Origin of the sequence: Rhodovulum sulfidophilum DSM 1374, assembly GCF_001633165.1 — a bacterium.
Classification (GTDB): domain Bacteria; phylum Pseudomonadota; class Alphaproteobacteria; order Rhodobacterales; family Rhodobacteraceae; genus Rhodovulum; species Rhodovulum sulfidophilum.
The window spans coordinates 3638506-3650812 of the sequence record NZ_CP015418.1 but is presented as its reverse complement, the minus strand read 5'-3'; the positions used below and the strand labels follow the sequence as shown (position 1 = coordinate 3650812).

Annotated in this window: 8 protein-coding genes; 2 read left to right on the top strand and 6 right to left on the bottom strand. The window is 69.1% G+C overall.

What is annotated here, in order from left to right; translation table 11 throughout:
* Positions 1-11 precede the first annotated feature (11 nt).
* A complete protein-coding gene (locus A6W98_RS17065) occupies positions 12-1319 on the top strand; it encodes a short-chain fatty acid transporter (protein WP_042463603.1) in 1308 nt (435 codons plus the stop codon).
* Here the strand turns inward: A6W98_RS17065 and A6W98_RS17060 are convergent.
* The gene (locus A6W98_RS17060; RefSeq protein WP_042463600.1) at positions 1291-2685 is read right to left on the bottom strand and encodes a HAMP domain-containing sensor histidine kinase; all 1395 of its coding nucleotides are present in this window, start codon (positions 2683-2685) and stop codon (positions 1291-1293) included. The genes A6W98_RS17065 and A6W98_RS17060 overlap by 29 nt on opposite strands.
* Before the next feature lies 1 nt (position 2686).
* The gene (locus A6W98_RS17055; protein ID WP_042463597.1) at positions 2687-3358 is read right to left on the bottom strand and encodes a winged helix-turn-helix domain-containing protein; all 672 of its coding nucleotides are present in this window, start codon (positions 3356-3358) and stop codon (positions 2687-2689) included.
* Between the two features lie 230 nt (positions 3359-3588).
* Here A6W98_RS17055 and A6W98_RS17050 point away from each other — a divergent pair, with 230 nt between their 5' ends.
* Positions 3589-4731, top strand: coding sequence for a Do family serine endopeptidase (locus A6W98_RS17050; protein WP_042463594.1), 1143 nt, complete (start codon positions 3589-3591; stop codon positions 4729-4731).
* A gap of 301 nt (positions 4732-5032) precedes the next feature.
* Here the strand turns inward: A6W98_RS17050 and scpC are convergent, their stop codons facing one another.
* From scpC to A6W98_RS17030, 4 genes are all read right to left on the bottom strand, one after another.
* Positions 5033-6565, bottom strand: coding sequence for a succinyl-CoA:acetate CoA-transferase ScpC (gene scpC, locus A6W98_RS17045; RefSeq protein WP_042463591.1), 1533 nt, complete (start codon positions 6563-6565; stop codon positions 5033-5035).
* A 518-nt stretch (positions 6566-7083) separates the two neighbouring features.
* Complete coding sequence (locus A6W98_RS17040) at positions 7084-10143, bottom strand: efflux RND transporter permease subunit (RefSeq protein ID WP_042463588.1); 3060 nt, start codon at positions 10141-10143, stop codon at positions 7084-7086.
* On the bottom strand, positions 10140-11210 hold the full coding sequence (locus tag A6W98_RS17035; protein WP_052678101.1) for an efflux RND transporter periplasmic adaptor subunit: 1071 nt from the start codon (positions 11208-11210) through the stop codon (positions 10140-10142). The genes A6W98_RS17040 and A6W98_RS17035 overlap by 4 nt, the downstream gene beginning before the upstream one ends.
* Positions 11207-12277 (bottom strand): efflux RND transporter periplasmic adaptor subunit, encoded by a 1071-nt coding sequence (locus A6W98_RS17030; RefSeq protein WP_042463585.1) that lies wholly within the window; start codon positions 12275-12277, stop codon positions 11207-11209. Before A6W98_RS17030 ends, A6W98_RS17035 begins: the two co-directional genes overlap by 4 nt.
* Positions 12278-12307 lie beyond the last annotated feature (30 nt).

The following is a 12307-nucleotide window of genomic DNA, read 5'->3' as shown; positions in this document are numbered from 1 at the left end:
GGAGGAATGATATGCTTTCGGTTTTGGCAAGGCCGCTGGTGCGCGTGTTCGAGCGCTACCTGCCGGACCCCTATGTTTTCGTGATCATTCTGACCATCGTCGTGATGGCGGCGGCGGTGCTGTTCGAGGGCCGCTCGCCGGTCGCGGTGATCGAGATGTGGGGCGACGGCTTCTGGACGCTGCTGTCCTTCTCGATGCAGATGCTGCTGGTGCTGGTGACGGGCTACATGATGGCCTCGACGCCTGCGGTAAGGGGCATTCTGAACCGGATCGCGGATACCGCCCGCGCACCGGCCCGCGCGATCCTGCTGGTGACGCTGGTCTCGCTGCTGGCCAGCTGGATCAACTGGGGCTTCGGTCTGGTGGTGGGCGCGCTGCTGGCCAAGGCCGTCGCCCGCCGGGTCGCGGTCGATTACCGGCTGCTGGTCGCCTCGGCCTATTCGGGCTTTCTGGTCTGGCATGGCGGGCTTGCGGGCTCGATCCCGCTGGCGATCGCGACGCCCGGCCATACCTTCGAGGACCAGATCGGGCTTATCGGCACTTCCGAGACCATCTTCGCGGGCTTCAACCTGATCATCGTCGCGGCGCTGTTCATTGCCGTTCCGCTGGTCAACTGGCTGATGCTGCCGAAAGCCGGACATGAGATGATCGTCGATCCGGCCAAGCTCGAAGAGCCCGAATTCGGCGGCGGACCGACCCACCGGCCCTCGGACCGGATCGAGAATTCGCCGATCCTGTCCTGGATCATCGGCGGCGCGGGGCTGGCCTGGCTGGTGATCGACCTGCTGGATGGCGGCGGGCTGACGCTGAACTATATCAACTTCCTGTTCCTCTTCGTCGCGATCATCCTGCATGGCACGCCCCGCCGGCTGCTGGATGCGCTGGCCGAAGGGGTCAAGAGCGGCGCGGGCATCGTCATCCAGTTCCCGTTCTATTCCGGCATCATGGCGATCATGGCCGGGTCGGGGCTGGCGGTCTCTATCTCGGACGGGCTGACCTCGTTTGCCAGCGCCGAGAGCCTGCCCTTCTGGAGCTTCATCAGCGCGGGCGTCGTCAACTTCTTCGTGCCCTCGGGCGGCGGACAATGGGTGGTGCAGGCGCCGGTGATGCTGCCCGCGGCCGAGGCGCTGGGCGTCGATCAGGCGCGGGTCGCGATGGCGGTGGCTTGGGGCGATGCCTGGACCAACATGGTGCAGCCTTTCTGGGCGCTGCCGATCCTGGCCATCGCCGGGCTGAACGCCAAGGACATCATGGGATTCTGCGTCGTTCAGCTGGTCGTGAGCGGGGTCATCATCGCGTTGGGGCTGAGCTTCCTGTAGCGGCAAGCCCGCCGGGCTCGGGCGGGAAGACAAGGCGCACCCGCAGGCCCGGCGCGTTGTCCTCGAGCGTCAGGCTGGCGTCATGCAGCCCGGCAATGGCCGCGACCAGCGACAGGCCCAGCCCGTGGCCCGGCGTGGTCCGGCTGCGCTCCAGCCGGTAGAGGCGGCGCAGTACCTTGCCGCGCTCGTCCTCGGGCACGCCGGGGCCGTCATCGGCGACGCTCAGCCCGGGCGGATCGGCGCTGACGGCAATGTCGATCCGGCTGCCTTCGGGGGTGTGGCGAAGCGCGTTCTCGATCAGATTGGCCAGTGCCTGGGCGATGAGGCTGGGCTCGCCCCGGACCGTCGGGCCGGTACCGGGGCAGTCGAGGGTCAGGCAATGGCCCGCATCCTCGACCGAGGGCTGGTACAGCTCGACCACCTGCCGCACGGTCAGCCCGAGATCGAAGGGCTGGACCCGCGCCGAGGCCTGGCCGCCCTCGATCTGGGCGATCTCCAGCATCGCCCGGAACACCGACACCGCGCGGTCGACCTCGGCGCTGGCGCGGTCGGCCAGTTCGGCGGGCTCGCTTTCATCGGGCAGCCGCGCGCGCAGGTCCTGGATCAGCACCGAAATCCGCTGCAGCGGCGTGCGCAGGTCATGGGCGATGTCGGCGGTGACCTGGCGCAGCGCCTCGGTCGCGGCCTCCTGGCGCGCGGCCAGCCGGTTCACCCCGGCGCCGATCCGCGACAGGTCATCGGCCGGGGCCGGGTCGGGCGGCAGCCGGGCGCTGAGATCGCCGACCGAAAGCCGGTCGAGCGTGTCCTCGATGCCATCCACCCGGCGCGCGCTGCGCCGGGCGAGCAGCACGCCCACCCCCAGCGAGATCAGGACGGTGGGGCCGAGGCTGAAAGCCAGCAGTGACAGGAAGGTGCGGCGCAGCTCGGCGATCGGGCCGAGGCTTTCGGCCACGATCAGAAGTCCCCCCGCCAGCCGCCTTGTCTCGTGCAGATAGCCCGCAGCGCCCAGCGGCTGGGTGCCTGGCACAAGCCGGATATCACCGCCCTCGCGCAGGATGGCCCGCGCATTGCCGACCTGCCGCCCGCCGGGGGGCAGAAACACCGTGACCTTCTTGGCCGGATCGGTCGCCCGCGCCCGCGCCTGCACGATGGCCGACAGCGCGGCCGGGGTGGCGCTGATCTCGAAGCTGGCCAGGTCCCCGGCCAGATCGGCCCGGATCGCGCGCACCAGATCGGCGCGCAGCGTCAGATAGGCGCCGCCCAGCGACATGAGGTTCGCCAGCGCCACCACCGCCACCAGCACCAGCGCCTGCCGGACCGGGGTCGAGCGTATCAGATGCCTAAGCGAGACCGCGCGGGTGGCCATCTCAGTCGCCGATCCGGTAGCCCGCGCCGCGCACGGTCGCGATCAGTTCCCTGTCGAAGGGCTTGTCGACCTTGGCCCGGAGCCGGCTGATATGGGTCTCGACCACATTGGTCTGCGGGTCGAAATTGATGTCCCAGACCGATTCCAGCAGCATGGTGCGGGTCTGGATCCGGCCCTTGTGGCGCAGAAGATGTTCCAGCAGCGCGAATTCGCGCGGCAGCAGCTCGATCCTCTGGCCCGCGCGGGTCACGCTGCGGCGCACCAGGTCCATCTCCAGATCGGCCGCCTTCAGCACGGTCTCGGTCTCCTGCATCGGCGGGCGGCGGCCCAGCGCCTCGATCCGGGCCGACAGCTCGCCGAAGGCGAAGGGCTTGACCAGATAGTCGTCGCCGCCCGCCCTGAGCCCGTCGATACGGTCGTCGACCCCGCTCATCGAGGTCAGGAAGATCGCGGGCGTGGTGACATGGGCGGCACGCAGCGCGCGCACCAGCGACAGCCCGTCGAGCTCGGGCAGCATCCGGTCGACCACCATCACGTCATAGGCGGTGGCCAGCGCCCGGGTCAGCGCGTCGCGGCCATTGTCGAGACAATCGACCGAATGGCCCTCCTCGCCCAGCCCGCGGGCGATGAACTGGGCGGTGGTGGGATCGTCCTCGACGACGAGCAGTTTCATGGCGAACGGCCTCCGGACCCCGATCCTTGACGCGACTGTGCTTCACTATGGCGCCGCGCGGGGGGCGTTCAACCGTCCCGGTGCCCGGGTTTCGGCTCTGTCACCGGCACGTGAGAGCGATTGCAGGAATGTAATCGGCACGCGGATGCGACCGCAATCCGGGGCCGCCATCTTGGTCTGGCAACCGGCGCCAGGCCGGAAAGATGCCCCCAGTTCAGGAGATCAGGGATATGTCGAACAAAGCCAAGCGCAATGCCGTCTCGGCCGTGGCGCTCGCCGCGCTCCTCGGGGCGACGGCGGGGATCGGCCTCGATCATGCGGTGCCGGCGGCCAATGCCGCCACGGCCCCCGCAGGCGGATATGTCGATCTGGTGTCGCGGGTCGCGCCTGCCGTCGTGACGATCGAGGTCGAGAAGGCCGCGCCGCAGGCGCAGATGCAGAACTTCCAGTTCCCCGACGACTTCCCCTTCGAGGAATTCGCCCGTCGCTTCGGCATGCCGATGCCGGGCTATCCGCAGGGGCCGCATGGCCAGGCGCCGCGGCTGAAAGGCGTGGGCACCGGCTTCATCATCTCGCAGGACGGCAAGATTGTGACCAATGCCCATGTGGTCGACGGCGCCGACAGCGTGACCGTGACGCTGGCCGATGGCCGCAGCTTCGGCGGCAAGGTGCTGGGCGCCGACAAGGCCACAGATATCGCGCTGATCGAGATCGACGGCCAGAACCTGCCCCATGTCGATTTCGGGTCGTCCGACGCGCTGCAGGTCGGCCAGTCGGTGGTGGCGATGGGCAACCCGTTCGGGCTGGGCCAGACCGTCACCAGCGGCATCGTCTCGGCCCTTGGCCGCGACATCAATTCCGGGCCCTTCGACAATTTCATCCAGACCGATGCCGCCATCAACAAGGGCAATTCGGGCGGGCCACTCTTCAATGAGGAGGGCGATGTCGTCGGCATCAATACCGCGATCCTGTCGCCCACCGGCGGCTCGGTCGGGATCGGCTTCGCCGTGCCCTCGGACATGGCCAAATCGGTCGTGGCCGATCTCGAGAAGGGCGGTCAGGTCGATCGCGGCTTCCTCGGGGTGCAGATCGGCGGGGTCAGCGAGGAAGTGGCCGCGGCGCTGGGCTTCGACAGCCCGCGCGGCACCATGATCGTCGATGTGACCGCCGACAGCCCGGCCGCCAAGGCGGGGCTGAAGAAAGGCGATATCGTGCTGGCGGTGGATGGCCAGGAGGTGAGCGGGCCGCGCGATCTGACCCGTTTCATCGCCACCGACGCGCCCGGCACCAAGGTGTCGCTGAACCTGTTGCGCGCGGGCAAGTCGATGGATGTCTCCGTCACCCTCGGCAACCGCGCGGATCGGCCGGCCTGAGGGCCGGTCGTGACAAGCGGCCGGGCGCCACACCCTCCGGTGCCCGGCCGCAGCCCGAAGCCCTCCCCCGTCCGGGCAAGTCCCGCGCCCGGGCCGGGGAGGGCCGAAGGCCCTGACGGCTGACGTTCCGGCCCTCCGGCCGGTGCGGCAGGGTCGGACCCGGTTCTTGCCCCCGGGTCCGGCCGGATACTCCCGAGCCCCGGCCGGACACCGGGGCACACCTTGCCCCGCCCTCAACCCCCCAAGGGCGGGGCCTTTTCATGTCCGGTTTCTGCCCGGTTGCTGCTGGCCCGCGCGCGGATCAGTCTTCCTGCATCGAGCCGGTCCTGACGAAGCGCGCATGCCAGGACAGCGCCTCGTCCATGAGATGCGGCGCATGCTTGCCGAAGGAGCTCTCCATCGCGCGTTTGTAATAGTCGCGCAGCGCGGGGCGGTAGTCGGGATGGGCGCAGTTCTCGATGATCTGGGCGGCGCGCTGTTTTGGCGACAGGCCGCGCAGGTCGGCCAGGCCCTGTTCGGTGACGAGGATCTGCACGTCCTGGGCGATGTGATCGACATGGGCGGCCTTGGGCACGATGGCCGAGATCTTGCCGTTCTTCGCGGTCGACGGGGTCATGAAGATCGAGACATAGCCGTTGCGGGCGAAATCGCCCGACCCGCCGATCCCGTTCTGGATCCGCGAGCCCATGATATGGGTCGAGTTCACCGCGCCGTAGATATCGGCCTCGATCAGCCCGTTCATCGCGATGCAGCCCAGCCTGCGCACCAGCTCGGGATGGTTCGAGATTTCCTGCGGGCGCAGGATCAGCTTGTCGCGGAAGCGGTAGGCGCGGTCGTTGAACCATTCGGCGGCACTCGGGCTCAGCGACAGCGCGGTGGCCGAGGCGCAGCGCAGCTTGCCCGCGTCCAGAAGCTCGAGCATGCCGTCCTGGATCACCTCGGTATAGGCGGTCATCTGCTCGAAGGGCGAGTTCATCAGCCCGGTCAGCACCGCGTTGGCAACATTGCCGACCCCCGATTGCAGCGGCAGCAGGTTTTGCGGCAGCCGACCCTTGGCGACCTCGTGCAGGAAGAAGTCCAGCAGATGCCCGGCAATGGCCTGGGCGACCGCGTCGGGGGCCTTGAACGGCGCGTTGCGGTCCGGCGCGTCGGTCTCGACGATGGCCGCGATCTTCTTCGGATCGCAGCGGAAATAGGGCTGGCCGATGCGGTCATTCGTGCTGGCGAGCGGGATCGGGCGGCGATGGGGCGGCAGCGCGGTGCCGTAATAGACGTCATGCATGCCCCGCAGCGCCTCGCTTTGCCAGCGATTGACCTCGAGGATCACCTGATCGGCCTGGTCGAGCCAGGTCTTGTTGTTGCCGATCGAGGAGGAGGGGATCAGCTGACCGTCCGAGGTGATGCCCGAGATCTCGACGATGGCGGTGTCGAGCTTGCCCAGGAAACCCTGCCAGGCCATCGGCGCGACCTGGCTCAGATGCATGTCGAAATAGTTCATTTCGCCCGCATTGATCTTCTCGCGGGCGATCGGATCCGAGTTGTAGGGCAGGCGGAACTCGATGCCGCCGGCCTTGGCCAGCGCGCCGTCAAGCTCGGGTCCGGTCGAGGCGCCGGTCCAGACCTTGACCTGGAACGGATTGCCCGCGGCATGTTCGGCCTCGATCCGGTTGGCCAGCGCCAGCGGAACCGACTTGGGATAGCCCGACCCGGTGAAGCCGCTCATCCCGATGGTCGAGCCCGGCGCGATCAGGGCCGCGGCGTCTTCCGCGCTCATCACGCGGCCGCGCAGCGTCGGATCGGCTATTCGGGACGCAATGGGTTGGGCGACGGTCATGGGGTCCTCCTCCTCGTGCTTCCCGGTCCGGCCATCCGGTCCGGAGCGGGGCAGTGCCGGTGTCTGGGTGGGTATTCCGGCCCTGGGCGGTCGGGAAGATCCCACGGTTCCGATCTTCTTGGACAGACTGCCGCGCCGGACGGCAAGGGGCAACGGCAGCATGGCCGCCATGCGCTCAGTGCAAATCAACCATTTCAGATATGTGATTTGCGGTATTTGCCCCCTTGCCATATCCGGATACCGCTGGGTGCGATTGTTAGCTTTGCATGCGGATACGCTTTTCAGAGATTCCGCCAGGCCGGGGAAGATCGGCGTTTTCATGCGCTCTGGTTTGCGCGTTTTGCCGCAGGCCTGTCGCCCGGCTCGGCCCGCCGCTTTCGCCAGAGCGCGCCCGGGGACGCTGGCGCCTGCGGGGACGAGGCGACCTTCGGCGCGTCATATGCCGGTTCCGGAGGGGTGATTCGGAGCGTTTCCGGAGGAGGATGAGGGGGCCAAAGCACCGTCTCGGGCGCGGGGCGTCAGGGTTCGGGCCGGGCCTCAGGCGCAGGCGGGCGGATGCGGAACACGACGCAATAAAGCGCGGGGGCGAAAAGCAGCGTGATGCCGGTTCCGGCGATGATGCCGCCCATCATCGCGAAGGCCATCGGGCCCCAGAACACCTCGCGCGCGATCGGGATCAGCGCGAGGCTCGCCGCGGCCGCGGTCAGCAGGATCGGCCGGGCCCTGCTGTCGGAGGCCTCGTAGACCGCCTCCCAGGGGCTGCGCCCGGCGCGGCTCAGGACGCTGACCTCGTGGATCAGGATCACCGAGTTCCGGATCAGGATGCCGACCAGCGCCAGCACCCCCAGCAAGGCGACGAAGCCTAGCGGCGCGCCCGAGGGCAGCAGGGCGGCGACCACGCCGATCAGCCCCAGCGGTGCCACCGCCAGAACGATGAACAGCAGCCGGAAGCTCTGCATCTGGACCATCACCAGCGTCAGGATGCAAAGCACCATCACCGGCACGACCTTCAGGATCGGTGCCTGGCTCTCGGCGCTCGATTCCGCCGATCCGCCAAGCGCGATCCGGTAATCTGCGGGCAGCCCGGCGGCGAAATCGGCGATCGCGGGGGCAAGATCGGCCGCGACGGTGGCGGGTTGCACGCTGCCCCGGATCGCGGCGCCCACGGTGAGGGTCGGTACCCGGTCGCGTTGGTGGATCTCGGGCTGTTCGGTGGTCCATTCGAGCCGCGCGATGGACAGAAGCGGGATCGGATTGCCGGCGGCATTGCCGAATTGCAGCGTTTCCAGCGCGGCGACGGTCGAGCGGTCGGCGGCCACCCCCCGCGCCAGCACATCGACCAGCTTGCGGCCGTCGCGGAACTCGGTCACGCCGGAGCCGTCGAACAGCCCGTAAAGCGTGCGCGCCACGTCGGACTGGGTCAGGCCAAGCTGGCGCAGCCGCGCCTGGTCGAGCACGACGCGGACCACGCGGGCGGGCTCGGACCAGTCGAGGCTGATCGAGGTCAGGCGCGGGTCGCGGTCCAGCAGCGCCGCAAGATCGCGGGCGCGGTCGCGCAGCGGCGCGATATCGGGGCCCGACAGCCGGTATTGCACGGGCTTGCCGACCGGCGGGCCCAGCTCGATCAGCCGGGTGTAGAAATCGGCCTCGGGATGGGCGCGGTCATAGGCGGCGATCTTCTCGCGCAGCCGGTCGCGGGCGGCGAGATCGGGGGTCATGATCGCGAGCTGGCCGATATTCTCGCTGGGCGTGGGCTGGTCGAGCGTCAGCACGAAGCGCGGCACCCCGCGGCCGACATAGGCGGTGGTGTAGCTGGCCTCGGGCTGCTGGCCGAGCCAGGCCTCGAAGGCGGCGATCGCGGCATCGGTGGCGGCGAAGGCGCCGTTCTGGCGCAAGGTCACCTCGACCACGATCTCGGGCCGCTCGGAGGTGGGGAAGAACTGCCGCTCGACATGGCGGAGCCCGAAGACGGAGCCTGCGAACAGCAGTGCCGTGAGCCCGATGGTGAGCCAGCGGAACCGCATCGCCTGAAGCAGCACCCGGCGGAAGCCGCGCCGGAGCGGTCCAGGCCCCTTATGGGCGTGGCGCAGTTTCTTCGGCAGGAAGGTGGTGCCGAGGATCGGGGCGAACAGCACGGCCACGATCCAGCTGAGAAGCAGCGAGATCGCGATCACATAGAACAGCGAGCGGGTATATTCGCCGGCCTGGCTGGAATTGAAGGCGATCGGGATGAAGCCCGCGGCGGTGACGAGCGTGCCGGTCAGCATCGGAAAGGCGATCGAGGTCCAGGCATAGGAGGCCGCCTTGTGCAGGCTTTCGCCGATCTCGAGCCGCGAGATCATGGTCTCGATGGCGATCATCGCGTCGTCGACCAGAAGTCCCAGCGCGATGATCAGCGCGCCGAGCGACACCCTTTGCAGCGTGATCCCCATCACGTCGAGCAGCACGAAGGTCATGGCCAGAACCAGCGGGATCGACAGCGTCACCACCATTCCCGCCCTGAGCCCGAGCGAGATGAAGCTGACCGCCAGCACGATCAGCACGGCCTCGATCAGCGCGCGCGTGAAATGGCCGACCGACTCCTCGACCACCTTCGGCTGATCGGCGACCCTGTGCAGCTCGATGCCGACGGGCAGGCGCTCTGCCACCCGGTCCATCAGCGCCTCGAGCTCGGCGCCGAATTGCAGGATGTTGCCGCCCTTGCGCATGCCGACCAGAAGCGCGATGCCTTCATGCCCGTTATAGCGGAAAAGCTCGGCCGGAGGGTCCTCGTAGCCCGGGGTCACATCGGCGACATCGGAAAGCGAATAGAAGACGTCGCCGGTTCGCAGCGGGGTCGTGGCCAGATCTTCGGCCGAGGCATATTGCCCCGTCACCCGGATCAGGATGCGCTCGCCCGCGGTGCGGATCGTGCCCGAGGGGACGATGGCGTTTTCCTGGGCCAGCGTTTGCAGCACCGCCTCGCGGTCGAGCCCCAGCGCGGCGAGCCGTCGGTTGGAGAATTCGATATGGATCTCGGGGGCGCGGACGCCCACCAGCTCGACCTTCCCGGCCTGGTCGAGCCGCAGGATCTCTGCCTTGACGTCCTCGACCCGGTCCTCGATCTCGCGCGGCGTGAAACCGTCGCCGACGAAGGCATAGATGCTGCCGAACACGTCGCCGAAATCGTCGTCGAAGGAGAAGCCCGCGAATTCCGAGGGAAACTCGCCCCGGATGTCCGACATCATGTTGCGGACCCGAAGCCAGGTGGCGTCGACCGCCTCGGCGCGGGTATCGTCGCGCAGCTCGACATAGACGACCGAACGGCCCGGATAGGTGACCGAGCGGGTGAACTTGAGCTGGTCGATCTCCTGCAGCTTCTTCTCGATGCGGTCGGTGACCTGGGTGACGGTCTCCTCGGCGGTGGCGCCGGGCAGGGCGGCCGAGACCACCATCACCTTGATCGCGAAGGAGGGATCCTCCTCGCGGCCCATCGACAGATAGGCGAGCAGGCCCGCGACGAGCGAGACGATCATCAGGAACCAGACCAGCGAGCGATGCCCGAGCGCCCAGTCCGAGAGGTTGAAGCGCCGGGTCATGGTGCCACCATCGGGCCGACGGTCTGCCCCTCACCGAGGCAGGCCGTGCCCTTGACCACGATCTCGTCCCCGACCGCGAGCCCGCGGGTGATCTCGATCCGGTCGGCCAGCCGCCGCCCGGTCTCGACCGGGACCCGCGCGAGTCGGCGATCCTCTGGTGCGACGCGCCAGACGGAGGGCGCCCCGGCGGGTCCCGACAGCGCGGTCAGCGGCAGCGTCATCACCGGCAGATCGAGCCGGGCCAGCGTCGCCGAGACGAGGCTGCCGATACGGAAATCCTCGGCGCCTTCGGTGATGGTGAGGCGCAGGCGGCGGGTGCGGATATTATCGCCGAGCATCGGCTCGACCAGTCGCAGTCGGGCGGGGTGCGAGGTGGCGTCCTCGGCATGGATGACGACATCGAACCGCGCGTCGGGCGGCAGCACCTGCAGGAATTCGCCCGGCACGTCGATCACCGCCTCGCGACCCCTGAGATCGGCCAGTGTCAGGATCGGGGTCCCGGCGGCGACCACCGTGCCCGCCTCGATGGCGGTCGACAGGACGATGCCGTCATTCGGGGCGCGCAGCGTGCCATGGCCCAGCGCTTCGCGGGCGCGGGCCAGATCGGCGCTGGCGGCCTCGGCCCGGGCCTCGGCGGTGTCGCGGGCGGCCTGTGCCTTCTCAAGCTGGGCGATCGGCGCGATGCCGCGTTCGGCGAGGATGCGCACGCGTTCGTGGCTTTGCCTGGCATAGGCGGCCTCGGCCTTGGCAGAGCCCAGCGCTGCGCGGGCGGAGGCCAGGTCTTCCTGCAGGTCGACCCGGTCGAGGCTGGCCAGAACGTCGCCTTCGGAGACGCGGTCGCCGGGATCGACCGCAACCCGCGCGACCCGGCCAATGGTCTGGAAGGCCAGATCGGCGCTGTGGGCCGCTGCCACCACGCCGGCAAAGGCGCGCTGGCGGGTCGGATCGGCGCTGACCTTTTCCGAGACGACGGGGCGGATCTCGGCGGATCCCTCGTTGCAGGCGTGGCTGTCGGCCGATGCGGTCATCGGCAGGAGGGCGAGCGCAAGCGCCAGAAGGCGGCTCATTTCGCGGTCTCCAGAGGCCGGACCTCACGCCCGGGAAACAGATATTGCGAGCCCGCGCCCACCACCGCCTGGCCCTCGGACAGGCCTTCGGCGATGCGGATGCCGCTGTCGGAATAGCCGTCGATCGTGACCGGCGTCAGCCGGACCCGGTTGTCCTCTGCTCCGACCGTCCAGACGGCGGGGCCGTCCGCGGTGGCGGTCAGGGCGGTCCAGGGCACCACCAGGGCGGTCGGGCGGCCGAGTGTCACGATGCCCACGACCGGCTGGCCGATCGAAAAGCGTCCGGCCGCCTCGCCCTCGATCCGGACCTTGGCCTGGACGGTGCCGTTGCCGCTGACCACCGGGGCCAGCTCGGTCACGGCGGCATCGCAGCCCCGGCCGCCGCCCAGCGGAGAAAGCCGCACATCGCTGCCGAGAAAGGCGTCGAGTTCGGGAATGTCGGGAACCTGGAAGACCGCGTCGCGCGGGCCGCGATTGGCCAGCGTCACCACCGCCTGGCCCGCGGGCAAGACCTGGCCCGGCTCGGCCGAGCGGCGGATGACGATAGAGGGCTCGATCGCCCGCAGCACGGTATCCTCGGCCGCGCGCCGGGCGACCGCGCGCCGGGCCGCCGCCTGGTCGCGGTCGGAACGCGCGGACAGGAAGGCCTGCACCGCGGCATCGAGATCGGATTGCGTGCCGTTGCCCTCGTCAAGCAGGTTCGCGGCGCGGTCGCGGGCCTGGCGCGCCTGGACAAGGGCGGCCTCGGCTGCCTGCAGAGCGGCCTCGGCCGAGCGCAGCCGGGCCTCGGCCTCGGTGGCGTCGACCCGCGCGATCACGTCGTCGCGTTCCAGCGCATCGCCGGTCTCGACCGCGACCTCGATGATGCGACCGCCATCGCGGAACGAGGCCGGGTAGTCGTCGACCGCCTGGACGGTCCCGGTCAGGGTATAGGTGATCTCGTAGGGCCGGGCCTCGATCCGAAGGATCTCGACAGAAAGCGGCTGGTCTGCCCCGGCCGGGGCCGAGGCAAACAGCAGGGGCAGGGCGCCCAGGATGCGGATCCCTCGCAGGCTGGTGATCAACATGCACTCCGATGGTCAGGGGGCGGATCTCGC